Origin of the sequence: Acinetobacter sp. YH12117, from assembly GCF_013418865.1 — a bacterium.
Taxonomy (GTDB): Bacteria; Pseudomonadota; Gammaproteobacteria; order Pseudomonadales; family Moraxellaceae; genus Acinetobacter; species Acinetobacter indicus.
In genome coordinates, this window is sequence record NZ_VPBF01000015.1 from 26297 (window position 1) to 51197 (window position 24901).

A 24901-nucleotide genomic window follows, 5' to 3' on the forward strand; every position below is an offset into this window, starting at 1 on the left:
CCAATCAGCCAATAATCAGAATAAAGAGGTTCCCTCGTGTTTGGAAAAACGCAGCGCGGTGTATCAGAACGACCAAATAAGCCCAAAAAACCACTCATTCCGACCTGGTTAGGCACACTGGTGGTGATTCTGGTCGTGTTATGTTTCGCAGTGGCCTTAATGCTGTGGAAGCCGTGGGAACCTGTGCCACCAAAAGGCCAGATCACTTCTGAACATTATCAGGAAGACACCAACAAGGATTACCGCTTCTATGACCTGCTGCCCCAGCAACAGGTAACACCAATTCCGGAGCAGGCCGTACCTGAAACCCAGGAACAGACGGCAGTGGTGATTGTCGAAGCGCCAATTGTTGAGCCGGCAGCGCCCGCAGCCGCCAGTGAAGCGACGGCGGGCATCACGCCAACTGAACCGCCCGTGGCCGCGCCTGCCAGCTATATTCTGCAGGTCCGCAGCTATACCGATCCGGATGCCGCCGATGCACGTCGAGCTGAAATTATTCTGAATGGTCTGTCCGCCGATGTGGTCAAAACCGTAGAAAGTGGTGAAACCTGGTATCGAGTAATTTCGGGGCCGTATACCTCTGCAGAGGCGGCGCTAATTGCCCAGCAAACCCTGCAACATAGCGGGATTGATTCGATTGTGGTGAAACGCCAATAATAAAAAAGATGCGCAAGCATCTTTTTTTATAGCTTCAAATTTTGTTTAGGCCAACTGTGCCTCTAGCTTCTGTTCACGAGCGAACGCCCGCTGATAGCCCTCGCGCTGTGCCAGTCGCTGTAGATAACGCTCAATCTGCGGATATTTGCCACTAGTACGGCTTTGCAAGGCCTGTAGCGGAAAGGCCATCTGAATATCGGCAAAGGAAAATGTGCCGGCAAAATAGTCATGTGTGGCCAGATAATCTTCCAGAAACTGGATATGATCTTTGAGTCGTGGCTGAATAAAACCCTGCCGGATACCTTCACTGACTTTTGTAGCTACCGGACGAATCAGCCAGGGTGCGCGCTGCGGCACTTTGCTGGCCACCAGCTGCATCACCAGCAATGGCATCAGTGAACCTTCGGCATAGTGCATCCAGTAACGGTACTGCTGCTGATCGGCCGGACGTGTTGGCTTGAACTGCTGCGCCGGATCATACTGTTCCTGTAAATACTCTAAAATCACCGCAGATTCGGCAATCGGCTGCCCACCATCTGTCAAAATTGGTGCCTTACCCAGCGGATGCACCCGTTTTAACTCGGGTGGTGCGGCAAAACTCGGTAAACGGCGATAAAATTCAATCTGATAAGGCTGGCCCAGTTCTTCTAAGGCCCACAAAATACGAAAGGAACGCGACTGTTCCAGATGATGCACAGTAATCATAATGACACTCTGATTGTTTTTCTTGAAATAAAGAACCACCGGCCACCTTGACCGGTTGCGGCAACTCAGCATCATCAGGCCCACCCATCGATCGCGACGCTTGGGCCTGAAGTTCAATTCATCATGCCTGCTTAACGTGAAGCACGCATTTTATCTGGCAGGGCCGGTGCTTCCAGCCGTGGCCCATTATAATCTGGAATGCTGCCAAAACGCGGGTCCTGATTGACCCACTGGTCACGTGCCTTGCTCAGCTCGTCCTGGGTACGTCCGACAAAGTTCCACCATAGTAAAATCGCGGATTCAAATGGCTCACCGCCCAGTAACAGTACGCGTGCACCCTGGTGCAGTTCAATCTCAATGTCCTGCAGACCCGGCTCCAGCACCACCATATTGTCTTCGTTCAGTTCATGCTGGTTAATATGCGCCGTGCCTTCTAGCGCCATAAAGCCATATTCAAAGGCCGGATTCAGCTGAAGCCGGGTGCGTACCGTTTCTGCCGCAGTTAAGTCCACTGCCAGTAACGGGCTATGCACCTCAACCGGCGAACGGGTTTCCAGAAACTCTCCGACCAGTACGGTAAATTCAACCCCATCTCGTGACACCACCGGTAATTCAGGATAATGGTCAAAACGCGGCGGCATATTGCGCTTGGCATCCGGCAAGGCAATCCAAAGCTGGGCCGCATGCATGTGGGTTTCCTGCTCTGGCGCGACTTCGGTATGCGAAATCCCCTGCCCGGCCGTCATCAGGTTAACCTGTTTCGGCCGGATCAATTGTTTGGAACCGACACTATCGGTATGCATGAGGGTGCCTTCAATCATCCAGGTAAAGGTTTGCAGGCCAATATGCGGATGTGGTCCGACATCTAGCCCGTCACCCTGCGGAAAGCTGACCGGACCGGCATGGTCTAAAAAGCACCAGGCGCCAATCATGCGTTTATGACGGCTGGGCAAGGCGCGTTTAATGACGGTGCCCTGCCCGATTTCTGCACGGCGCAGCGGCACTTCCTGAATAAACTGCTGGATATATTTTTCACAATCGTCTGAATGGGACAGTTCGGTATAGTTGGCATTGGTCATAGTTGTATCCTAACTCTGGCGATGTTCCATGTCGCTCATCTTGTTGTTTATCTTATACGCGGATGCTGCATGAGTTTGCTATAGTTCAGTTAATATGCAGCATTCTCCTGGCAGAACAATCAAAAAATCGCTTTTTGTTGTAAGGATTCATGTGAGCACCAGCGCACAATTTCCCCTCTTTTCCTGCCGTTTTCAGGCTTTTTTTCAGCAAATTACCCATATTTAGGGAGGTCTTTTTTTAATCGCGAAAGCTATACTATTACTTTGATTTTATTAAAGACTTGGGGCAATTCTATGAAGATAGGAAATCGGATTAGAATGTCGACGAATTCAACAGATCTTGCACCCGATGATTCGGATCGACATATTTTACAAGCGTCAGAGTGCGACCTGGAAAGTCGTCAGGCCCTGGAACAGGCCCTGCAAGATCCGGCTGCCCGTATTCCGCCCCAGTTTGAAGACTATTTTTATAAATTCCAGACCATTCACCAGAAGCTGTATTTACAACAGGTCAATCACATTGGCCAGCTGGCATTTTTACTGTACTTTTTCGCCGATTATTTTGTACTGCCCGATGTCAGTCTGCTCTCCGGTATCGCCAGAGTCATCGTGATTGTACTGGCCATCAGCATTAATTATTTCCTGTTCAAATATGTGAAAGATATCCGGATCCATGACCAGATTTTACCGGTCGGCACGCTGGTTTGTGCCGGCCTGTGGTTTTATCTGATGTCCTTGTCGAACAGCCCCTATATCGATATCTATATCTATGCCTCGGTCATTTTTGTGGTGCTGGCCAATTTATGTATTCAGGTACGCTTTAAGCCGGCGCTATATACCTCGTTTTTAATCAGTACTGTGGTGTTTTTAGGCGTATCTAACTTAACCAGCGCCATTGAAACCATTATTTTTGCGCTGGTCTATCTGCCAATCTGGCTGTTCAGTTTATATATCAGCTGGACCAATACCCTGAATGCACGGCGCAATTTTCTCAGAACCATGCTAAATGACTGGAATTTCCATATTCTGCAAGAGTTGGCGCATACCGACGAGCTGACCCAGCTCAGCAACCGCCGCCAGTTTGTGCATATTGCCGAGCATAAGGTACATGAATGGCCGCAGCATGCTTCGACCTGCCTGCTGATGTTTGATGTCGATTATTTCAAGCAGATTAATGACACCCATGGTCATGATGTCGGCGATCAGGTGCTGCAGACCATTGCTGATATTGCCCGTAAGGAAATGCGGCGCAAGGATATTCTGGCGCGTTTTGGTGGCGAGGAATTTACCGCTTTACTCACTGAAACCAGTCTGCAGGATGCACTGCTGATTGCCGAGCGTTTAAGAACCAAAATTGCCCAGCACCGGATTTATATTGGTCAGAATATCAGCCTGAATTTTACTGTTTCGATTGGCGTGTCTGAGCTTAAAGCCGAACAGCCCGATTTAACCACATTAATTAAAGAAGCTGATATTGCCTTATACGCGGCCAAACAGCATGGCCGTAATTGTGTGCTGCATTATGATATTGGCATGAGCGAACCGAAAAAACCGGCCTGCCCGTCCAATATTTCCTGGGTGGTTTAAATACAAAAAGAGCGCCGAGGCGCTCTGCAAAATGAATTAGAAATTATCTTCATCAAAACGGTCTTGGTCGATTTTATAGATATGGAAACTCCGTTCTATCTGTACCCCTAAACCAAATTCAATCATCAAGGAGGTCAGCTTATTGCCATCAATTAAAACAATACCTGATTTCTTCGCAGACTCAATTGCCTCTTTACTAAAACTTGAAGTTGTAATGAAAACACCCTTCTTGGCGACCTGATCTGCCAAAGCGCCTTTAAACTGCTGAATATCAGGACGCCCCACGGTATTTTCCCAGCGTTTTGCTTGAATATAAATTTTATCCAGACCTAAGCGATCTTCGCTGATTACACCATCAATTCCACCATCATTCGTTTTTCCAATTGCTTGCGCTGCATCTTGATGTGAACCGCCATACCCCATAGCGACAAGAAGATCGACAACAAGTCGTTCAAAAAATAAAGGAGATTTATCTTTTATGATCTGAAGTAAATCATTTTTCAAATTAGACTTTAATAATTCTGTCGTAGTCTGAATCGTTTCTTCAGGTGTTTGTGTTTCCGGATAAACATTTAAACTTTCTGCATCTGTTAAAGTTTTAACTTCCGATTCATCTTCATTTTTCTTGCCAAATTTAAAACTTTTAAACCCGTCAAATTGAGCTAAAAATTCATTGGTTATAGCATTTAAATTTTTTAAATCAATTGTTCTTCCTAAATCACTGATCTCACAATAGGCCCTTTTAGGCTGCTGAATTAAGCCTGCTTTGACTAAATATGTCTTTGCCCATGAAACTCTATCTTTAAATATATTTTTTCCACTTGGCAGTGTTTGATTTAAATCTTCTTCAGACAGATTTGAACGTTCAGCTAAAACATCAGCAGCATCTGAAATTTTAATGGGCTGATCTAATTCCGACAATAATCTCATTAAAGGAAGCATTAACTGATCGTATGTAGGTAAAGACATATTTTTAAACTTAAGATTTTATTTTTATTCAGTATAAATAAAAAAAGAGCGCTTAAGCGCTCTTTTTTAAATAATTTTGGGCTTTAAACGGCTGGGCACCTTGCGCCCATTTTAAAAGCAGTGCTTTAAAATGGGCTCATGGCGTAATTCAGGCGGACAGCAGTGCTGTCCGAAAGCCCTGAATTACTCCCATTCAATTGTTGCAGGTGGTTTAGACGATACGTCATACACCACACGTGAAACGTCTTTAATCTCGTTCATGATACGGGTTGAAATACGATCTACCAGATCATATGGCAAGTGCGCGAAACGTGCTGTCATAAAGTCAACTGTTTCAACGGCACGCAGGGCAACAACCCAGGCATAACGACGGCCATCACCCACCACACCAACAGATTTCACTGGTTGGAACACAGCAAAGGCTTGTGCCGTTTTGTCATACCAGCCGCTAGCACGCAGTTCCTGCATAAAGATGTCATCAGCCAGACGTAAAATGTCAGCATATTCTTTTTTCACTTCACCCAAAATACGCACGCCCAAACCTGGACCCGGGAATGGATGACGGTAAATCATGCTGTGTGGCAGACCTAAAGTGGTGCCCAGTTTACGTACTTCATCTTTAAACAGGTCACGTAACGGTTCAACCAGCTCAAAAGCCAAATCATCCGGTAAACCACCCACGTTGTGGTGTGATTTAATCACATGTGCCTTGCCCTGTTTGCTGGCGGCAGATTCAATCACGTCTGGATAAATCGTACCTTGTGCCAGGAATTTCACGCCATCTAATTTACGTGCTTCTTCGGCAAAAACTTCAATAAATTCACGGCCAATAATCTTACGTTTCGCTTCAGGATCAGTGACCCCTGCCAGTGCAGACAGGAAACGGTCTTCCGCATCGGCGCGAATCACGCGGATCCCCATGTTGTCAGCAAACATTTGCATAACCTGGTCGCCTTCGTTTAAACGCAGCAAACCGTTGTCTACGAATACACAGGTCAACTGATCGCCAATTGCTTTATGCAATAAGGCAGCAACCACAGAAGAATCCACACCGCCTGACAGACCCAGCAGTACTTTTTCATCGCCAATCTGTTCACGTAGCTGTTCTACACGCAGGTCGATAATGTGCTCTGGTGTCCACAGACCACGACAGCCACAAATCTGGTGTACGAAGTTCGACAGTAATTCTGCACCTTTAGAGGTATGCGTCACTTCCGGGTGGAACTGGATGCCGTAGAAACGACGTGTTTCGTCAGATACCATGGCAATTGGGCAGCTTGGGGTTTGCGCTGTCACCTGGAAACCTTCCGGAATACGGGCAACTTTATCGCCGTGGCTCATCCAGACATGCAGCTGGTTTTCACGGTCTTGCAGGTTACCAATCAGCTGGTCACGCACCACGATGTCTACTTCTGCATAGCCAAACTCATGGACAGTACCTGGCTCAACTTTACCGCCAAGCTGTTCGCACATGGTTTGCAGGCCATAACAAATGCCCAATACCGGCACACCCAGTTCAAACACCACTTGTGGTGCACGCGGGCTGCCTTCCTGGTGAACGCTTTCAGGTCCACCCGACAAGATGATACCGTTTGGATTAAATGCACGAATGTCTTCTTCAGACATGTCATAGGCATACATTTCAGAATATACGCCAGCTTCACGAACACGACGTGCGATGAGCTGACTATATTGAGAACCGAAATCCAGAATCAGGATACGATCTTCAGTAATTTGAGTATTGGTAGTCATGACAAACAACTATGAGAGGCAAACGAATATAAGCGCCGTATTCTAGCATTTTTTCTGCGCATTAAACACAAGATTCAGATCAGTCTGTGCGGATCCCCGAATCAGGCCGCTACCGGCAGATGTTCCCGACCCTCTTCTTTATTATCTATTTAGGCAAAAAATAAGGCAGCCGGAGCTGCCTGTACTGAATGACGGGAAAATTATTTCCCTGCATTGCGTCTTATTTTTCAATCAGATGATCCAGACTCAGTTTACCTGCACCTTGCAGCACCAATAGCAGGAAACCACCTGAAATCGCCAGGTTCTTCATCAGGTTAACCGCATCTTCCGGTGCACCATGGAACATAAATGCAGTCAGCAAACTGAATACTGCCAGTGCCAATGCCACCAGACGGGTTTGCAGACCCAGTAAAATTGCCAGACCACCACCCAGCTCCAGCAGAATCACCAGCGGTAACAGGCCACCCGGCACCCCCATCGCTTCCATATAGCCCACCGTTGCGCTATAGCCGGCAATTTTGCCCCAGCCCGACACAATAAAAATATAAGCCAGCAAGACACGCGCCAGTACCAGCGACAGGTTGTTTAAGGCAGGGATTTGAAAGATTTTGGCAACCACAGTATTTGGATTAAACATGAGAGAACCTAGAGCAGATCAGTAAAAAGATGCTGCTATCTTAGGGACTGGCCGAAGATCAAAAAATCACCATTTCAAAGATGTATCGTTGCAAATTTAGAATGATGACAGCGGAAATTTATTTACGTTTTTCTACTGACTTTCACCAACCGGACTGATAGGATTTGACTACATTTCTGCTTGTTTTTCCCTCATGGAACTGATTGATTTTATCCTGCATGTTGATGCGCATTTACTTGAGTTCATTACCAATTATGGGGTCTGGATTTATGCCATCCTGTTTCTGATTATTTTTGTTGAAACCGGTCTGGTGGTGATGCCCTTTTTACCGGGAGACAGCCTGTTATTTGCAGCCGGTGCGCTGGCGGCCTCGACCGGTGCCATGGACCCGTGGTTATTGGGCGGCTTACTGTTTATTGCCGCTGTCCTCGGCGATACCCTGAACTATCATATTGGTAAATATATTGGACCGCGGGTATTTGAAATTGAATCGCGCTTTATTAATAAAAAACACCTGATTGCCACCCAGCAATTCTTTGCCAAGCATGGCGGTAAAACTATTATTTTTGCCCGTTTTGTGCCTTTTGCCCGCACCTTTGCCCCTTTTGTTGCCGGTGCCGGGAGCATGAACTATAAATACTTTCTGACCTATAACGTAGTGGGCGCTTTCTGCTGGATTGGCTCATTTATTACCCTAGGTTATCTGTTTGGTAACATGCCAATTGTGAAAGAGAATTTTACCTATCTGATTTTTGGCATCATTATTTTAAGTGTCTTGCCGGGGGTGATTGGTTTTGCCCGCCAGAAGCTGAAAAAGCAGGTCCGCGCTTAAGCAAAAAAGCGCAGAATAACCGGAAAAGCACACAGCACCAGCAACATGGCCGATCCTTTATACAAGAGATCGGCTTTTATTTGCTTGGATTCTCCCGACAAAATCGCGCGACCAAAAGACATCCAGAACATTGCGGTCGGCAACAGCACCAGACAGAACACTGCATAAACCATCAAGAAATTGGTCGGATTATCCCAGGTTTCAGTCGGTAAAATCCCGGCAGCAAAAAGTAGTGCCTTGGGATTTTTTAAGGTGGCAAAAAACAGCTGATGCGGGCGGATAGACGGGTTGAGCTGGTTATGCTTGACCAGATGCGCATGCTTCCACAAATGAAAAGCCGTCCACAGCACATATAGTGCGCTCAAGCCATGCAGAATATGGCTTAAATACGGCCAGATTGGGACGGTCAGATGAATCAGCAGCGCCCACAAACTGATGGCATATAAATAGCCAAGCAGCTCGGCAGGCACAAATAAACTGGTTCTGGCAATTCCATGTTGATGTGCTGAACTTGCAAGCAAAGCATTGGTTGGTCCCGGAATAAGCAGAACCGCAATCATTGCCAGCACAAACAGCCAACTTTCAATCATAGACACCTGAGATTACCTGAAATTAGGCGCACACCTTATATTAATTTGATAAAAACTGACAAGCTTTTCTCACGACTGGGAGGATATTTGCACAGATAAAAAAGCCTTTATTTTTATTTAAATTTAAGATTTTTAATAATTTTTTCTGAAACATTTTGCTAAGATTTTTCACGCCGTGACTCGCATAAACTGCCAGCCCAGCGTGAAAAATGCGAAGCCTTAACTGGCCTGCTTGGTGCGTACAACAATTGGACAGCCTTTAAAACGCGCCGCCTGCACAATGGCTTCCTGCTCGCCCAGCACCCGTGCCAGTTCAGTATTTTTGGTATTCGATGATTGTCCCATATTGACCGAAACACTTGGGCCAATGCCCCAGCCGCCACGACTGCCCCAGCCTCCGCCAAGACCCACCCCCACACCAACACCGGTCCGTTTAGGCGCCTGTACGCCCTGATCAATATAGGACTGAATCCGGTTATATTCGCTTTGCAGCTGCTGACAGTTCAGCGCCTGATAATGTGTAGGCGAGACATAGGTCGGTTTAACCGTCGTGGCACAGGCACCCAGCAGCAAGGTTCCGGCAGCCAGCAGGCTGATATACAGTGTTTTCATGCCCATCTCAGGATTGTTTCTGTTCAATCTCATTGAACAACGATTGATAGGCCTGCGTCAATTTATGATCTGTAGCAAAATGAATAAGCGGCAGATTTTTATGATGCGACTCTTTCATGATGACTGAGGGTGGCAGCATGCTGTTAAATACCGGTAACTGCTCCTCTTTCAGCTGCTCGACCACTTCTCGTGGCAGCTTGGCCTGGGCCTGGAACTGGTTCACCACAATGCCTTCAATCTCCAGCTCGGCATTATGATCTTCCTGGGTTTCCAGCACATTTTCAATCAGGCTGTGCAGGGCACGTTTGGAAAATACATCGCAGTCAAACGGAATTAATACCCGGTCAGCCGCAATCAGTGCCGACAAGGTAAAGAAATTAAACGCCGGCGGTGTATCAATAAAGACCCGCTCATAACGCCCGGCCAGTGAGGCCAAGGCATCCCGCAATTTATAGATTTTATGTTTGCTTTCTAAGGCATGGGCCAGACTGCCCAGGTCCGGACTGGCTGGAATTACATCCAGATTTGGAAAGGGCGATTGATGCACATAGGCTTCCAGACCTTTGGCGCGGCTTTTTAAGATCGAGCCCAAGGCATTGCCAATTAAGCCTTTGCTTTGGGTATTGCCCAGCACTTCTTCAAAATAGTTCTGGATATTTGGCTCTAGTGCCGGCTTATGGGTGGAATAGGTGGCATCATCCCCGAGTAAATACTGGCTGGAGTTGGCTTGCGGGTCCAAATCAATGACCAGGGTTTTAAAGCCCTGATGGGCACTGATAGCGGCCAGATTGACCGTAATACTGGATTTTCCAACGCCGCCTTTCTGGTTAAAGACCACACGTGTTCGCATGTCTATCCCTCTGATTTTATATTCTAATTGGCTCAAGTGTAGCGAAGTATAGCCGAGAGATAGACATTATTGTCGAACAATTAACCAAAACTTGGCTTGATCATTACCAGCGCAATAATCGCCAGCAGTGCAACCAGGGCTATGCTCCAGCCGGCGCGACGTTGCACCAGTAAAATACTGTCCGTTTTACGGTAGGCTTTCATTAACGAAGACAGCATCACCAGGAATAAAATGATTTTGGCATAAAACCAGGTTTCGACCTGAAAATCCTTTAATGCCAGCAGCACAATTCCGGTTACTACTATCAGCGTAACCGATAAATGTTGTAGCACCACCCATAGTGTGCGTCCGGCCGGATTGGGCTGGTTGCCCTGCACGCCTTTAAATAAGGTCAGGCCACGGGCCAGCAGAATGACCAGCAATACGCTGATGCTGGTCATATGAATAATTTTAAGTAAAAGTTGGGTTTCCATGAACTGTTCTGATCTCTATTTCTTGTTCCGGGTTATTGTTTCGGGGCGTGGGCACATTCCGGGCTTGAGGTATCCTGTCCTTGCCATTCATCCTGAACAAAGGCATGAATTGCCAGCGCATGAATCTTGCTTGGACTTAACAGATCACCGACCGCGGCATAGACTTGTTGATGACGCTGCACCAGACGTAAACCGGCAAACTGTTCACTGACGATTACCACCTTAAAATGAGATTCCTTCCCCGGATAATAGCCGCCGTGACCAGAAGATTCATTCACCACGTCTAAATGTGTCGGGTTCAGGGTGTGTAAGCGTTCAATCAGTTGTTGTTCTATGCTCATGATCATGCATCCAAAAAGGCCTGAGATTGATCTTAGTATACCCTGTTCTTTTTGCGATATTGTGGCGACCGGCTGAAAACCAGCTTTTTCCTGCCTGAACCGCCGCTATGGGCTGATTTCACAGCAGAAATCATCTAAACCTTGGTCAAAATGGCTTTTATTTATGCAATCAGCATAAGTTTTTTCACAAAGTTATTGACCCTGTTTTTGCATAATGTATTATACACCGCATGCGGGAATAGCTCAGTTGGTAGAGCACAACCTTGCCAAGGTTGGGGTCGCGAGTTCGAGTCTCGTTTCCCGCTCCAAATTATTTTTTGTTCATTTTTTAAAGTAAAAAATTGATCGACCCTGCGGGAATAGCTCAGTTGGTAGAGCACAACCTTGCCAAGGTTGGGGTCGCGAGTTCGAGTCTCGTTTCCCGCTCCAAATTCAAAAAGCCCTAATCGAAAGATTGGGGCTTTTTTCTTGTTGATTTTATTATATTTTTTAAAAACTCTTCTTCCTTTGTTCTTCGATTCAATAAAAAATATTCTTAATGTAATTTGTATTTTGTGACCAAGATGTGACCATGGCGTGCCCACGACAATAAAAATGGTCTCAATTGACCTTAAATGTCCTCAATCGATCACCAATTTTAGAGCTTTTTTGAAGGCAAAAATCACCCAGTTCTCTTCCAAACAAGGTGTTTTTTTACCAAACGATCAAGGATTTGTGACCATTTCACTTTTTGATGTGACCATTTGTGACCAAACTATTCACTAACAGATTGTTCTTTATTGTCTTTTTCAAAAACAAACAAATCTCCTACCTGCACATCTAAATAATCGCAAATACGATCGATAGTCTCTAAATCAATTCGAGTCAATTCGCCATTATAAAGCTTATGCAAAGTTGTCTTATTAATACCTGTGCCACGAATTAAGTCAGCTACACGCATTTTTCTTTCGGCCAACAATATTGGTAGTTTACAAATAACCATTAATTTTTCCTCTAATACAATGAAAATTTAATTGCATTTAATTAAATTTGAGGTTATTTTAGGTCTAAGGATGAAAAATTCCTTACATCCGATGAATTACGTTAGGAATACAATTATGTCATATACCTATCTCACAGCCCAGCAACTGGCTGAAAAAATCCAGTACGACGCTCGTACCATTCGTAACCAACTGAAGGACAGTGTCTTTATTGAAGGTGTTCACTACATCCGTCCTTTCGGTGGTCGCAAAATTCTTTTTGTTTGGGAACGCATTGAAACTGAAATGCTTAAATTCACTGGTTTAAGCATGGATGCCTTGCAATAAGGCTTAGGAGGTTTAACTGATGGCTACCATCCGTGAACGAAGTGGAAAACTGATTGCAGACTTTCGCTACATGGGCATCCGTTGCAGAGAAACAACCAATCTTGAAGACAATGCTTATAACCGACGCATTTTGAAAAAACGTCTCGAGCAGCTTGAAGCTGAAATTACTTTGGGAACTTTTGAATACGAAAAGTACTTTCCCAAAAGTAACCGTGTTGAGGAGTTTAAGGAAAAAAGAAGTCAGCAAATTGCTGTACAGACCAAAGTTCCTCTTTTTAAAGAGTTTACTGAATTGTGGTTTAAGCAGAAACAAGTTGAATGGAGAACCTCATATCAGCAAAAGGTTTCAATTATTATCAAAAATTACTTGATTCCTGCTTTTGGTAATCAGGTTCTCTCGAAAATCAAGAAGTCAGACTTGCTGAACTTCCGTGCCTCTCTCGCCAAAGTGACACACGGAAAAGATCAGACAAGTCTGAAAGCATCGAGAATCAATCAAATCATGACGCCTTTACGTATGATACTCAATGATGCGGCTGAACGATACGAGTTTGAGTCGCCTTATAAAAATATTAACAATCTGAAAGAAAGTAAGATTGAAGTCACTCCCTTTTCTCTGGAAGAGGTACATAAAATTCTTACCACTGTTCGTGATGATTTTAAGCCTTATTACACTGTTCGCTTTTTTACAGGTATGCGCACCAGTGAAATCGATGGTCTGCAATGGAAAAATATCGACTTACAGCGTCGTGAAATCCATATCAGAGAGGCGTTAGTGAATGGTGTGCTTGGTGGAACCAAAACTTATGGTTCTGACCGCACGATCCAGATGAGTGATCGGGTTTATCAGGCCTTTCTGCAACAAAAAAGCTTAAATTCTGGAAAATCAGAATTTGTATTTTGTAATCGCGATGGTGGGCCGCTTGATTATCGCCTGGTCAATAAGCGTGTCTGGCATCCCCTGCTACGCTATTTAGGGCTAAAACCTCGTCGTGCTTATCAAACACGTCATACTGCAGCTACGCTCTGGTTGGCGGCAGGTGAAAATCCAGAATGGGTCGCTCGCCAATTGGGGCATTCAACCACTGAAATGTTGTTCCGGGTCTATAGCCGCTACATTCCGAATGTTACCCGTCGCGATGGCAGTGCATTTGAAGCCATGCTGGAAAAACTAAATACAGAGGAGCTTGCACATGAATAGTAAAGCTTTCTTTGGTGGTGTGGTCGTCAGCGCTGAAGCAGATATGGTCGCGCGTGAACTCATTCACGAGTTACACATTCCCAAACTGCACAATCTGGCCTTTTTGCTGGAAATCAATAAATGCTTCGATGATCACCAGGCGTTGAGACTCTGGTTACAGCGAATGCTGGATGAAGGGCAAGCTCATTACGATGACTTGGCTCAACAGGCCCGTCTCCGGTTAATGAGCCTAGCTCACTAATAAAACAAACATAAAAGGTCATCAAATCGATGACCTTAGCCCCTCTATATCTATAAAAAGGTGAACACATGCATAAAGATATTTCAATTTGGATGCCACTCTATATTGGCGACCTACAGGCAAAATTTGCACGAATGACGGCAGAACAAATTGGTGCGGCACTGCTGTTAATGATGGATTTCTGGAAAAATGGTGCCATCCCTCATGACCTAGCTACTGTATGTAGCATCACGAAATTACCTCAGCACACCAAGGCTAAAACTTTGTTGAATACGCTGATGGCTCTGGAATTGTTTGAAGTCGAGTCTGAGCAGATTCATTCAAGTTTTTTAACCAGTTTAAAAAGCCAGGCATTGCAAAATCAGCAAATGAAATCTGATAAAGCTAAAAATGCAGCTCAAGCACGCTGGAATAAATCCGCAAGTAATGCTCAAGCATCAACCAAGCAACGAAAAGTAAATGCTCAAGCAGCTCCTGAGAAGAGCTCGAGTATTACTCAAGCCATGCTTGAATCATGCCCTTCATCTTCATCTTCATCTTCATCTTCATCTTCAAACTTTGAAGAAAAAAATGAGGATTTTTTAGAAAGTTCCAAATGGATTTAGGAGAATAATCATGAATACCATGCTTAAAACACTCCAGTTTCGCGCAGAAACAACGGAAACACTTTGCCCTGTCCATCATATACCCCTGATGGAAATTGCAGGTCACAGGCTCTGTAAATTGTGTGCCAAAGAAACCGTCCATCACTCACATGCAGCCTATGAAGATGAATTGCAACAGCGATTGCTACAACAGAAAATCAAAAACTCAGGGCTCAATAAACGCTACCTGGATCGTGGCTTCAAGAATTATGTAGTTGCATGCCCTGCACAAGACAATACCATCAAACTATGTCAGGCCTTTGCACAGCAGATTATTTCTGACCACAACCCGAACATGTTGATGATTGGTACACCAGGTACAGGTAAAACCCATCTGAGTGCATCAATTATTCGCAACATTCTGCATAACAGTACAAAATCTGCACGCTACTATACCAGTGCAGAAATTGCTCAAAAAATGATGGACACTTGGTCAGATGCTTCACGCTCTGAAAAGGAAGTCATCGACCATTTCTCCAGCTTTGATTTATTAGTGATTGATGAATATGGCCTGCATGACCGGCATGAAAAACGCCTGGAGATGGTGCATAAGGTCTTATATAGTCGTTATGACAATATGAAATCTACCCTGCTGATTTCCAATTTCACAGTCCAAAATATGCAGCGGGATTTAGGTGTCCGATTATGGTCAAGGTTGCATGAAAATAGCCTGATCATTGTTCCATGCTACTGGGCAGATCAAAGGATTACTTAATACTGCTTGCAAAAAAGAGCCTTGTTAGACGGCTCTTTTTAACTTATCTCTTTTTTAAATTAAGTGGCTTTGTTGCACAAACCTATCTGTAAAGGGTTTTTCAGCGATATAATTTTCAAATGAAGAAGCCTACACACAAAATCTACCGCACAACCAATTGGCCCGCATATAACCGAGCACTCATGAGTCGCGGAAATATTGCCATTTGGTTTGATCCTGCTACGCAATGGTATGCGCCCCTTCTAAGCTAGGTTTGTGCAACAAAGCCTTACCTCAATTAAAATCCCACATAAAACTTTTCAATCAACTGGCGTGTCTTGACCAGCAAATTGCTAAACACGTTCTCCCGCTCAAACAGCTTAACCTTATAGTTTGGTAAGTCCTTCAACTCTTCTTTACGTGGTAGGCGTTTGGTGAACTCATAATGCTCCAGAACCTGCTTCATGGCTTCTGGTTTCAGGTTTTCTTCTTTACAAAGATGCTGATAGGCCTGTTCTTTTTCAGCATCCCAGAATTCAGAAAAAGCCGTTTGGACGCTCTGCCCATTGATCATCTTCGGCATGTTTTCTTCAATGAACTTCTGAATCAGTTCCTGCTTGTCATGCAAGGTAACTTCATTACCAATTAGATCATGTATCTGTGCTTCGTATTTCTTGCGTTTGGCCTCATCCCCGCTATCCAGAGCCATTTGCAGCAAATTGATAATATAGCCCACATTGATCCGGTCACTATGTAGCAGATCCAATTGGAAATCGACATCATCCAGTACAGAGACTTTTTCTTTTTTCGTAGTCTTGCGTACATCACGACATAAGTCAGCATACTTGGAAGCAAAATTGGCAAAGTGCTGTTTATCTAAAGCGGTCTGGTTCTGATCGTATTCGATAAAGGTTTGCAGCTGAGCGTTATAACGCATCACTTCACGGAAGGCCTTAATAAACTCCAACTGCTGATCTTCTGTCATGAGATCATCCACGCTTTGATAATCAGGCGTGATCTTGAGCAACTTCTGAACAGCAGCATCATAATCCTGCTTAATTTCCTCAAAGCTTGGAACCAGTACCACCTTTTGCGCATCTTTATTGGAAAATAGCGCCAGTGCTTCATCTGTGGCGCGTTTCAGATTGCGGAAACAGATGATATTGCCAAATGGTTTTTTATCGTTATAGACACGGTTGGTACGAGAGAATGCTTGAATCAAGCCATGATATTTTAGGTTTTTATCGACATACAAGGTATTTAGCGGCTTAGAGTCAAAGCCCGTGAGGAACATATTGACCACGATTAGAATATCAATCTGTCTGTTTTTTACGCGCTGTGCGATATCGCGGTAGTACGCATAAAATTGATCACCTGAATTGTAGTTGGTTTTGAACTGTCGATTGTAATTCGCAATGTATCGATCTAGCTTATCCCGACTGGATGAATTGACCTGACTTGGAATATCTGCGGCTTCTTCGTGAATCAAGCCAGTTAAGTCATCAGTCGGTACAGCCTCATTTGCCGCATAGGAAAAGATGGTGGCAATGGTTAACGGTTTAAATATCCGACCTTGTGCTTCATCTTCAATTTGCTTTTCAGCCTGCACTTTTTCAAAAAGGTCGTAATATTGGGTCAGTGTTTCGACCGAACTGACACAAAACATTGCGGTAAATTCACGATTACGGGTTTTAGTATCGTGGATATTGACAATGTAGCGAGCAATCATTTCTAGGCGTTGCGGATTGTCATACAGTTCTTTGGTATCGATGCCTTCTACATCTTCCTCATAACTTTCATTGGTCGCCATGCCTTTGGCGGTGTATTTGCCACGATAATCAATCTGGAACTGCAATACGTTACGGTCACGGATGGCATCGACAATCACGTATTTATGCAAACACTCATTAAACAGGTAGTCTGTGGTGAGTTTTAAACCTGCTTTGCTTTGGCTGTTCTTTTCAAAAATAGGCGTACCGGTAAAACCAAACATTTGTGCATTGCTGAAAAATTTTTTGATGTTCTGATGGGTCTCACCAAATTGACTGCGATGACATTCATCAAAAATAAAGACCACTTTTTTATTTTTAAGATAATCAATCGATTCTAAATATCGGTCTGTGCTAATCGCACGATTTAACTTTTGGATGGTGGTCACAATCAGTTTGTCATGACGTTGATCGAGCTGTTTTACCAAGGTCGATGTGTTATCGGTGCTGTCGACGCTGTCGGCTTTAAAAGCATTAAATTCGCGTGAGGTTTGCGTATCGAGGTCGTTACGATCGACCACAAACAGAACTTTTTCTACATCAGGCATTTGCATGATGATCTGACTGGCTTTAAATGAGGTCAGGGTTTTGCCTGAACCTGTAGTGTGCCAAATATAGCCGTTCTGATCGGAGTTTTGCACATGCTCCACAATTTTCTGTACTGCATAAATCTGATAGGGACGCAGCACCATCAGGCTTTTGGTGGTTTCCAGCAGTACCATGTACTGGGTCAGCATTTGGGTTAGATGCTGCTGATTTAAAAAAGCTTCGGCAAAGTCGACAATTTCATTGATATGTTTGTTATGGACATCTGCCCAGGGAAAGGCAAACTCGATGCCTGTGGTGCCGTTGGAGTAATAACGGGTATTGGCACCATTACTAATCACAAAAAGCTGAATAAAACCAAACAGCCCTTGCCCAGCCCAATAGGCTTCACGAATATAGCGTTGCGTTTGATTAAAAGCTTCGGCTATTTCCATGCCGCGCTTTTTCAGCTCGATCTGAACCAGTGGCAGACCATTGACCAATAAGGTCACATCAAAACGGCTGGTTCTGCCATTATAATCACGGTGATCAATGGTGATCTGGTTGGTGACCTGATAGATATTTTTGCTTGGGTCATCGGACAGAAAAAAGATGTGTTTGCTTGTACCATCATCAAATTTGACTGGGAACAGATCACGCAGATTTTTGGCGCGCTCAAATAATGTGCCCGTATTTAAAAAACTGATGACCTGTTTCCATTCCGTTTCTGACAGAGGCGCTAGTCCATTGGCGCGTTCGACTTGGGTTTTGAGGTTAGACAGTAGCTGGCTTTCGTCCTTGATGGTCACCGCAGCATATCCCAATTGCTTGAGCTGGCTAATCAGTTCGTTTTCAAGTTGGTATTCGCTTTGTACGGTCATTTTTACTCCCCCCAAAAAATATTTCTTTAGCTGATTGATTCTATAGTTCTTCTTTCAGCTCAATGCTATCAACCTGATTTTCTAACCATTGACCATAAGTAATATTTGTTCCGACCTGCCTCCAGTCTTTGCGACCATTACTTGCTCGACCCAAAATTACCCCTCCAGCCGCCGAAGGGCTCGAAAATAAATAGTCTTGATTAAAGGTATATGTATCTGAATCGATAATGTTATTTTCAAATAACTGAGGACGTAGATTTTTAGTATAGGTATGCTTGGTATCCGTAACCTCTCTTCTTACTTGAGATCCAGCCAACACGTAAAATTCCCCATCAATGACTTTTGCATTCGCATTTGTATCTTTAGTTGCAAGATAAAACTCAGTTTCTTCTGCAATTTCACTAGAAATAGTTGTAGCCAGCGTTTGTGATTTTTGGCTTGGTTTCTTCATTTCTTTGAGGAAATCAAAACCCAGTACTGGTAATACGACCTGTATTTGTTCCAGAAAATACTCCATATCGGCAGTATCAGATTCAGGTAATCTATTGTATTGATGCGAAGTTCCATTGATCAATTGACATTGACCGCCTCGTTTTGCAATTTCAATTAAACGACTCTCTAAGTATTTGATATGAGTCTTGGTAATATTTTGATCTTTACCAGTGACAAGACACACTTTTTCCCAGAAGTCTTTGCCTCCAGATTCCTCTGTTCGATTATGCTGTTTAAGACGATTGGCTACATCATCCGACTCGCCGATATATACGCTTGGCAATGAATTTTCCGGATCATGACCAACGAGGAAATATACGCCGGTTCTTGCACACTCTTCTCTTTGAATAAGTTCAGACAGTTTAGTACGAGGCGCTGAGAGCACATGACCTGTCCAATTAATGATTTCAGCTGTCAAAATTCCATTAGGAGAACCATCTGTTAAAAACAGCTTAATACTTTTGCCGTGAGCCATAATTCCCCCCCTACACAAACATCTGCTGCAACAAGCCTTTTTTCCACTGTTTGGCTTGTTCAATTTGTTGTGCCACGACTTCAATTTTTTGATCAATAGTCGAAAGGAAGTTGGCGATTTTGGTTTGTTCTTCTAGGCAAGGATATAAAATAGGCATGTCGAAAAAATCTTTATTAGTAATATTCATTCGATCATGTCTAGCACCTGAATTTGCCACACCTTTGACGTAATCATGCCAGAAATTACTATCAAAAAAGTATTCCAAATACGCCAAGTTTCCTTCGACCACTGTGAAGACTGTATAAAGTGGCGACATAACACCTAAACACTTTTTATTTCGTTTGATTGGTCCAACAGGCGCATGAACAGATATTCGAGGGTTATATACAAAGTCATCTAAATTTACGATGTAATAACCGTTTAAATTTGATTCAGTAACTATTTCTCTTTCAAAGTAATTACCTTGTTTAATAATTCCCTGAGTAGCAGAGTTTGTTAAAACCTCAGAAATACTTCCATCTTTATTTTTGCCCGATCTTTTTGAAGCAATTTCATTTAGAGGTTTATCCTCCCACTCCCCAAACTCACTCCCATCATCCGCTTTAAAACGAATCTGCTGACTAAACAACTTCTGCATCATGCCTTGTTTATATTGGCTCAGCAGTTCATGTTTTTGCGTGAGTTGGCTGATCTTTTCATCGACTGCGGAAAGAAAAGAGGCGATTTTGGTTTGTTCTGCTTTACTTGGCAAATGAATTTCATATGGTTCGATATGTTTATTATTTATCTGAGGAATTGTAGAAGTATCAGCAATTCTATAAAGTTCAACTTTATTAATTAAATAATATAAATATTCAGCATCCAAAGTATTTTGTGGAATAAGAGCCATAAGATTGCTATCTAATAAAGAATCGACTTTAAGGATACGAACTTTATTATTTAGAATAGCTGCCCCTCTTTTTGGAAAAATTACACTTTTTTTAGGAATTACATCAGCACAAGTTTCAGTATAAAATCTTGAATATTCTTGATATTTATTACTGTTGTTTAACTCTTCGACTTTTAAAAATGGTATTTCACCATTTTCGTGTAACTCGTATTTGCTAGGAGAATAACCGCTTTTAATCTGGACAATATTACCCAGAACTTCAACATTCCAATTTTCATCAAACTCTTTAAAGCGTAACTTAGGTACAGACATTACTTCACCTCCGAAAACGGTGAAACAATGCCTAGCTCTTTGCAGAAATCTGCAATGATGGCATCGGTTTTTTGGCTGTCGTGTTCCAAAGCTTGAAGCTGTTTTGCAATCGCATCTAAATCAATCTCGGCTTCCGCTTCAAAGGTATCCACATAACGCGGAATATTCAGGTTGTAATCGTTATCTTTCACTTCTTGTAAAGTTGCGACATGCGCATACTTTTCAATATTTTCACGCTTTTCAAATGCCGCAACAATCTTATCCAAATGCTCAGGCAATAACTTGTTTTGGTTCTTCTGCTTTTCAAAATCATTGCTGGCATCAATAAACAGAATATTGCCGCTCTGCTCACGATTTTTCTTCAACACCAAAATACAGGTCGGAATAGACGTGCCATAGAAAATATTGGCGGGTAGACCAATAATCGCATCCACCACGTTCATCTGCTCAATCAAATACTGACGAATCACGCCCTCACTCGAACCACGGAACAATACGCCATGCGGTAACACCACCGCCATCGTGCCATTGTCATCCAGTTGATACAGCATGTGCTGTACAAAAGCCATATCGGCTTTAGAACTTGGCGCCAGTTTTCCATACGCAGCAAAGCGTTCATCTTGTAAAAATAACGGATCGGCAGACCATTTTGCGGAAAATGGCGGATTCGCCACCACTGCATCAAACTTTTTATCTAAATGCTGCGGGCGGGTTAAAGTATTTTCCTGCTTGATGTCGAACTTGGCAAAATGCACATCATGCAGAATCATGTTCATCCGCGCCAAGTTGTAGGTGGTACGGTTCATCTCCTGACCGTAAATCATATCGACATCTTTCACTTTACGTTTTACCCGTAGCAATAACGAACCTGAACCGCAAGTCGGGTCATAGACTGAACGTAAACGGTCTTTGCCTTGGGTGACAATCTTTGCCAGTAGAGTCGATACCGTTTGTGGGGTATAGAATTCTCCTGCTTTTTTGCCCGCACCTGAGGCAAATTCGCCAATCAGGTATTCGTAGGCATCACCCAGCACATCGGCTTCGGTATTACTAATATCAAAATCAATATCATCTAAATGACTCAGGACTTTCGCCACCAGTGCATTACGGTCACTGGCATTATTGCCAAGCTTGGTCGAGTTTAGATCCAAATCTTCAAACAGGTTGGCAAAGTCATCGGCAGAGTCGGTACCTAAAGTGCTTTGTTCAATCGATTTTAAGGTCGCAGTTAAATCATCCAAAATGAATTCGCCCTGACGACCACGCTCGGCTAAGGTATGGAATAGCTGTTTTGGTGTGAGCGCATAACCGACTTCGGCAATGGCATTTTTTTTAATTTCTTCGATGTATGGCACATGCTCAGGATTATTTTCATCTAACTCTAAAAAGCTGAGGTCTTCGCCATCGAGCAATTCATTGGCAAAGTTCACCGACTTTTCTGATAAATATTTAAAGAAAATAAAACCCAGAATGTAATCACGGAATTCATCGGCGCCCATGGTGCCGCGCAAAGTATTGGCAATATTCCAAAGTTGTTTTTGTAATTGTTGCAGTTGTACTTGGGTCATTGTTATGGAAGTCCAAATAAGTAAATCATTAATAAAATGATTTTACCTAAAATTCTAAAACATGCAGCAGTAAAAAGGTGGAAAAGGACATGAATTGTCGTGCTCAAGCGATGTAATCTATCAATTCAAGCGCTAGACAGATACATGATCTAAATTTTATAGCAGCCTACTCCAGTAATCTGCACTACAGAAAAACAAAGACATCAAAATACTCCAGATATGGGAGAAACTAATATCTGTTTATCTTTTCCACCCAGCCAGACTAAATACTCATTCTCTATTGCCTGCTTATACGCCCAGTCGGCAACCCGATGCGAGCGCTGAATATCTGTTAAGAAACCGAATTGAGAAATTTCCCGAACAATAGATTGATCATGTAGATAATTCCGCTCCTGCCACTTTTGCAAAAACTGTTCCGACGCCAAATAATTACTTTTCTGAGAATTACATTTGTCATCTGCCAGAACAAAGTTATGTCCAGTATCGGCAGGATATAGAGACCAGGGGATAAAATGATCTACAGCATATTTTGAGTTTTTTAGGCTTTTTCCACAGTAAAAACACTGGCATTGCTGTAAATCAATTAAGAAGTCCGCGACCTGCCCCAGTTGATTGCGACTCGGGGCAAACATGAATTCATCCAAGTCAGGCAAACCATCCAGTATCACCAGATTCTGCTTATTCAGTCGGACAAAATCAATCCAGCGCTTCTGGCACAACTCTTCAATAATTTCACTAAACTGTCTCAAGCAATACATCACTTTGGGTAAAAGCTTGAGGGACTGTTTGCAATCTTCCAAATGGTAAAGAAACTCCACCGCTTGACCATTCAGGTTCTGTAAATACACCACCGGCATTTGCTTGACGGTTACTGCAACCACTTTCTTAAGCTGATTCCAGTGCAACTGGTCTTTTCTCAACGCAGCCAAAGTCTTGAATTGTTGCTGTGCATTCTGAATTTCACTGATGATCTTTGCCTGCTTACCAGTGCTTTGATGAATAGTAAAAGGCTCATACTGGTTAAACTGAAACGGCAGTGACTGTTTCCAGTACAGGTCAATAAACTTTTCAGCAATATCCTGATATTCCAAATGCAAGGCAGCACCGGTATCTTGACCCTGTTCAATCGCCAGACGCGTGATACTTATCAGCAAAGCAAACTTATATGTCGAAGTAAAAGTCCCTGACTGCAAAATCTGCTGAATATGCTTTAAGAATTTCAACTGTTCTTGAGGGGTTGGTATTTCGGCTATACTGAATAACATATCTAAGCCTGCACTTTTCTAATCAGAATATTCATCCACTCTTCTGTACGCTCTGGACGTTTATCTACAGTAATCCATTGTTGTAACAGTAAAGCCTGATCGATCTGCTTAAGTAAGTCATGAGCTTGCTGTTCATTCAAGTCAGTAAAGCTACGCCCCTCTATCTCACGGTCTGTATTGCCATACTTAAAAGACATGTAACACACACCATTTAGCTTTAATGCTTTGAATATAAGCCCCAGCACTTCAGTTAGGCGATCTCTTTCACAATGTAAAAGAGATGCACAAGCCCAAATACCATCGTATTTATTATTCTCAGCTAGGTCATAAAAACTTTGCTGACGTACTTCAATATTGGTCAGCTCCCTGGCCTTTTTAACCAGCTCGGCAGAATAATCAATTGCCTCAACTTGATAGCCTTTTTTCTTAAATGCCAAAGTGTCCCGCCCCGAGCCACAGCCCAAATCTAGGATCAATGCCTGTTCCGGCAAATATCTTAGAAATGGTGCGTAAAGACTTTCCATTTCAACCTGATAGGTATTTTCAAAAAATGCTTGAGCATGTTGATTGTAATAATTTGATGTTTGATTCATTGTCTAAAAGCCAATATCTTATGTTAAAGAACATACTGATTTTTCACTAGATAAGTCAAATGATCAGTCCTATGAATGAATCAAACTCTTATTTCACTGTATCCGGACAACTGAGATAGAAACCAAACTGGTTCTTGTAAATGGAAAAAATATGGGCTTCAGATTTCGCAAGAGTATTAAACTGCTACCTGGATTAAAAATTAATCTGACACACAAAGGTATAAGCAGTGCAAGCATTGGCAAACCTGGTGCTTCCTTAAATATTGGCAAAAAAGGCACCCGAACCAGCGTTGGTATTCCTGGCACAGGCCTATCCTATTCAAAACACCAGCCCTATAAGAACAGAGCTGGCAACCAAGAGAATCCTGTTCAGGAACAACAACCGTTCTATACATCACATACTGAGCAACCCAAATCGAATGTCTGGATTTGGGTGATTTTTGGATTATTTTGTTTTATTGTCGGGGCAATTCTTTTTTAGAATTCACCGCTCTTTTTACCGATAATATTCCTCCTGCTAGGCAAAATCTGATTCATTCATTACTATGGATGGATGTTAAGTACAATAAAGGTTGCCTCTGATGTCAGACAATCACCATACTCACGATTATGATGAAAATGATTTAATCGACTCTCCCTTATCTCAAGTTTTACAGGAACATAATCAGCAGGTCGAAATTCTCATTTATCGACTGCCTGACAGTGATTGGACACTGGAAGTAGTGAGTCAAAGTGGTACTTCTACGGTATGGGATGAAACATTCCCGTCAGATCAGGAAGCTCTATCTGTCGCTTTAGATGAAATTAAAGCCGCAGGCGGTATTCAAGCATTTTCCGAACTCAGTGACCTCGAAGCAAAGAAAAATATTTTTCCTGAATCCCTTACTCGCCATTAAAAATGAAGCTGCTGGCGTGGATCTGAATCAGTATTTTCTGGATTCTTAGAACCTATCGCGATGAT

The 24901-nt window shown here is 43.3% G+C and carries 26 protein-coding genes, 2 tRNA genes and 3 pseudogenes; 13 read left to right on the forward strand and 18 right to left on the reverse strand.

Annotation, left to right across the window (positions count from 1 at the left end; translation table 11 throughout):
• Window positions 1–36 precede the first annotated feature (36 nt).
• Window positions 37–657 carry an SPOR domain-containing protein gene (locus tag FTU55_RS07280; RefSeq protein ID WP_005181359.1) on the forward strand — a complete coding sequence of 207 codons (621 nt, stop codon included), beginning with the start codon at window positions 37–39 and terminating at the stop codon, window positions 655–657.
• A 45-nt stretch (window positions 658–702) separates the two neighbouring features.
• Here FTU55_RS07280 and FTU55_RS07285 read toward each other — a convergent pair whose 3' ends face one another.
• Together FTU55_RS07285 and FTU55_RS07290 are read right to left on the reverse strand one after the other, a co-directional pair.
• A complete protein-coding gene (locus FTU55_RS07285; protein ID WP_180046645.1) occupies window positions 703–1362 on the reverse strand; it encodes a glutathione S-transferase family protein in 660 nt (219 codons plus the stop codon).
• A gap of 131 nt (window positions 1363–1493) precedes the next feature.
• Window positions 1494–2441, reverse strand: coding sequence for a pirin family protein (locus FTU55_RS07290; RefSeq protein WP_168382056.1), 948 nt, complete (start codon window positions 2439–2441; stop codon window positions 1494–1496).
• A 318-nt stretch (window positions 2442–2759) separates the two neighbouring features.
• Between FTU55_RS07290 and FTU55_RS07295 the strand changes: the two genes are divergently transcribed.
• Complete coding sequence (locus tag FTU55_RS07295; RefSeq protein ID WP_016658966.1) at window positions 2760–4028, forward strand: GGDEF domain-containing protein; 1269 nt, start codon at window positions 2760–2762, stop codon at window positions 4026–4028.
• A gap of 36 nt (window positions 4029–4064) precedes the next feature.
• Here the strand turns inward: FTU55_RS07295 and FTU55_RS07300 are convergent, their stop codons facing one another.
• The 3 genes from FTU55_RS07300 to FTU55_RS07310 all read right to left on the reverse strand — a co-directional run bounded on the left by FTU55_RS07300 (window position 4065) and on the right by FTU55_RS07310 (window position 7386).
• The gene (locus FTU55_RS07300) at window positions 4065–4997 is read right to left on the reverse strand and encodes a restriction endonuclease (protein WP_104472473.1); all 933 of its coding nucleotides are present in this window, start codon (window positions 4995–4997) and stop codon (window positions 4065–4067) included.
• A gap of 183 nt (window positions 4998–5180) precedes the next feature.
• On the reverse strand, window positions 5181–6749 hold the full coding sequence (guaA, locus tag FTU55_RS07305; RefSeq protein ID WP_016658965.1) for a glutamine-hydrolyzing GMP synthase: 1569 nt from the start codon (window positions 6747–6749) through the stop codon (window positions 5181–5183).
• A gap of 220 nt (window positions 6750–6969) precedes the next feature.
• Window positions 6970–7386: a DoxX family protein gene (locus FTU55_RS07310; RefSeq protein ID WP_168382057.1), complete on the reverse strand. Its 417-nt coding sequence runs from the start codon at window positions 7384–7386 to the stop codon at window positions 6970–6972.
• A gap of 193 nt (window positions 7387–7579) precedes the next feature.
• On the opposite strand from FTU55_RS07310, the gene FTU55_RS07315 reads away from it, so the two are divergent.
• Window positions 7580–8218 (forward strand): DedA family protein, encoded by a 639-nt coding sequence (locus FTU55_RS07315; protein WP_005181345.1) that lies wholly within the window; start codon window positions 7580–7582, stop codon window positions 8216–8218.
• On the opposite strand, the gene FTU55_RS07320 is transcribed toward FTU55_RS07315, so the two are convergent.
• The 5 genes from FTU55_RS07320 to FTU55_RS07340 all read right to left on the reverse strand — a co-directional run bounded on the left by FTU55_RS07320 (window position 8215) and on the right by FTU55_RS07340 (window position 11084).
• Window positions 8215–8808: a LysE family translocator gene (locus FTU55_RS07320; RefSeq protein WP_168391291.1), complete on the reverse strand. Its 594-nt coding sequence runs from the start codon at window positions 8806–8808 to the stop codon at window positions 8215–8217. The two genes, FTU55_RS07315 and FTU55_RS07320, sit on opposite strands and share 4 nt — an antisense overlap.
• Before the next feature lie 219 nt (window positions 8809–9027).
• Window positions 9028–9420, reverse strand: coding sequence for a hypothetical protein (locus FTU55_RS07325; protein WP_005181343.1), 393 nt, complete (start codon window positions 9418–9420; stop codon window positions 9028–9030).
• 7 nt (window positions 9421–9427) lie between these two features.
• Window positions 9428–10270, reverse strand: a complete 843-nt coding sequence (locus FTU55_RS07330; protein WP_005181342.1) for a ParA family protein — start codon at window positions 10268–10270, stop codon at window positions 9428–9430.
• A gap of 80 nt (window positions 10271–10350) precedes the next feature.
• Window positions 10351–10743, reverse strand: a complete 393-nt coding sequence (locus FTU55_RS07335) for a SirB2 family protein (RefSeq protein WP_180046647.1) — start codon at window positions 10741–10743, stop codon at window positions 10351–10353.
• Window positions 10744–10775: 32 nt separating this feature from the next.
• Window positions 10776–11084: a BolA family transcriptional regulator gene (locus FTU55_RS07340; RefSeq protein ID WP_016658959.1), complete on the reverse strand. Its 309-nt coding sequence runs from the start codon at window positions 11082–11084 to the stop codon at window positions 10776–10778.
• A 232-nt stretch (window positions 11085–11316) separates the two neighbouring features.
• Between FTU55_RS07340 and FTU55_RS07345 the strand changes: the two genes are divergently transcribed.
• Both FTU55_RS07345 and FTU55_RS07350 read left to right on the forward strand, forming a co-directional pair.
• Window positions 11317–11392 (forward strand) — tRNA-Gly (locus FTU55_RS07345).
• A gap of 45 nt (window positions 11393–11437) precedes the next feature.
• A tRNA-Gly gene (locus FTU55_RS07350) sits at window positions 11438–11513 on the forward strand.
• 325 nt (window positions 11514–11838) lie between these two features.
• On the opposite strand, the gene FTU55_RS07355 is transcribed toward FTU55_RS07350, so the two are convergent.
• The gene (locus tag FTU55_RS07355; protein WP_004895349.1) at window positions 11839–12066 is read right to left on the reverse strand and encodes a helix-turn-helix transcriptional regulator; all 228 of its coding nucleotides are present in this window, start codon (window positions 12064–12066) and stop codon (window positions 11839–11841) included.
• A 115-nt stretch (window positions 12067–12181) separates the two neighbouring features.
• On the opposite strand from FTU55_RS07355, the gene FTU55_RS07360 reads away from it, so the two are divergent.
• The 6 genes and pseudogenes from FTU55_RS07360 to FTU55_RS07385 form a co-directional block, all read left to right on the forward strand.
• Window positions 12182–12391: a hypothetical protein gene (locus FTU55_RS07360; protein WP_000122748.1), complete on the forward strand. Its 210-nt coding sequence runs from the start codon at window positions 12182–12184 to the stop codon at window positions 12389–12391.
• Between the two features lie 19 nt (window positions 12392–12410).
• A complete protein-coding gene (locus FTU55_RS07365) occupies window positions 12411–13592 on the forward strand; it encodes a site-specific integrase (protein ID WP_163169909.1) in 1182 nt (393 codons plus the stop codon).
• Entirely contained in the window at window positions 13585–13833 is a 249-nt protein-coding gene (locus FTU55_RS07370; protein WP_156188726.1) for a hypothetical protein, read from the forward strand. The genes FTU55_RS07365 and FTU55_RS07370 overlap by 8 nt, the downstream gene beginning before the upstream one ends.
• A gap of 68 nt (window positions 13834–13901) precedes the next feature.
• Window positions 13902–14438, forward strand: a complete 537-nt coding sequence (locus FTU55_RS07375) for a DUF1376 domain-containing protein (protein ID WP_180046649.1) — start codon at window positions 13902–13904, stop codon at window positions 14436–14438.
• Between the two features lie 10 nt (window positions 14439–14448).
• Entirely contained in the window at window positions 14449–15192 is a 744-nt protein-coding gene (locus tag FTU55_RS07380) for an ATP-binding protein (protein ID WP_168382060.1), read from the forward strand.
• Between the two features lie 119 nt (window positions 15193–15311).
• Window positions 15312–15428: pseudogene (locus FTU55_RS07385) on the forward strand (IS5/IS1182 family transposase); the annotation flags it as partial.
• A 41-nt stretch (window positions 15429–15469) separates the two neighbouring features.
• Here FTU55_RS07385 and FTU55_RS07390 read toward each other — a convergent pair.
• The 7 genes and pseudogenes from FTU55_RS07390 to FTU55_RS07415 form a co-directional block, all read right to left on the reverse strand.
• Window positions 15470–18346: a type I restriction endonuclease subunit R gene (locus tag FTU55_RS07390; RefSeq protein ID WP_163169906.1), complete on the reverse strand. Its 2877-nt coding sequence runs from the start codon at window positions 18344–18346 to the stop codon at window positions 15470–15472.
• 40 nt (window positions 18347–18386) lie between these two features.
• Window positions 18387–19313, reverse strand: coding sequence for a GIY-YIG nuclease family protein (locus FTU55_RS07395; RefSeq protein WP_023897594.1), 927 nt, complete (start codon window positions 19311–19313; stop codon window positions 18387–18389).
• Window positions 19314–19323: 10 nt separating this feature from the next.
• A pseudogene (locus FTU55_RS15295) lies at window positions 19324–20061 on the reverse strand (restriction endonuclease subunit S); the annotation flags it as partial.
• Window positions 20044–20514, reverse strand: a pseudogene (locus tag FTU55_RS15300) (restriction endonuclease subunit S); the annotation flags it as partial. The pseudogenes FTU55_RS15295 and FTU55_RS15300, both read right to left, overlap by 18 nt.
• Complete coding sequence (locus tag FTU55_RS07405) at window positions 20514–22082, reverse strand: type I restriction-modification system subunit M (RefSeq protein ID WP_180046653.1); 1569 nt, start codon at window positions 22080–22082, stop codon at window positions 20514–20516. The pseudogene FTU55_RS15300 and the gene FTU55_RS07405, both read right to left, overlap by 1 nt.
• A gap of 203 nt (window positions 22083–22285) precedes the next feature.
• A complete protein-coding gene (locus FTU55_RS07410) occupies window positions 22286–23347 on the reverse strand; it encodes an HNH endonuclease (RefSeq protein ID WP_180046655.1) in 1062 nt (353 codons plus the stop codon).
• 2 nt (window positions 23348–23349) lie between these two features.
• A complete protein-coding gene (locus FTU55_RS07415; protein WP_016658949.1) occupies window positions 23350–23940 on the reverse strand; it encodes a bifunctional 2-polyprenyl-6-hydroxyphenol methylase/3-demethylubiquinol 3-O-methyltransferase UbiG in 591 nt (196 codons plus the stop codon).
• Between the two features lie 151 nt (window positions 23941–24091).
• On the opposite strand from FTU55_RS07415, the gene FTU55_RS07420 reads away from it, so the two are divergent.
• Both FTU55_RS07420 and FTU55_RS07425 read left to right on the forward strand, forming a co-directional pair.
• Window positions 24092–24421, forward strand: a complete 330-nt coding sequence (locus FTU55_RS07420) for a DUF4236 domain-containing protein (protein ID WP_104489241.1) — start codon at window positions 24092–24094, stop codon at window positions 24419–24421.
• A gap of 100 nt (window positions 24422–24521) precedes the next feature.
• Window positions 24522–24836 (forward strand): hypothetical protein, encoded by a 315-nt coding sequence (locus tag FTU55_RS07425; RefSeq protein ID WP_168419270.1) that lies wholly within the window; start codon window positions 24522–24524, stop codon window positions 24834–24836.
• The last annotated feature ends 65 nt before the right edge of the window (window positions 24837–24901 follow it).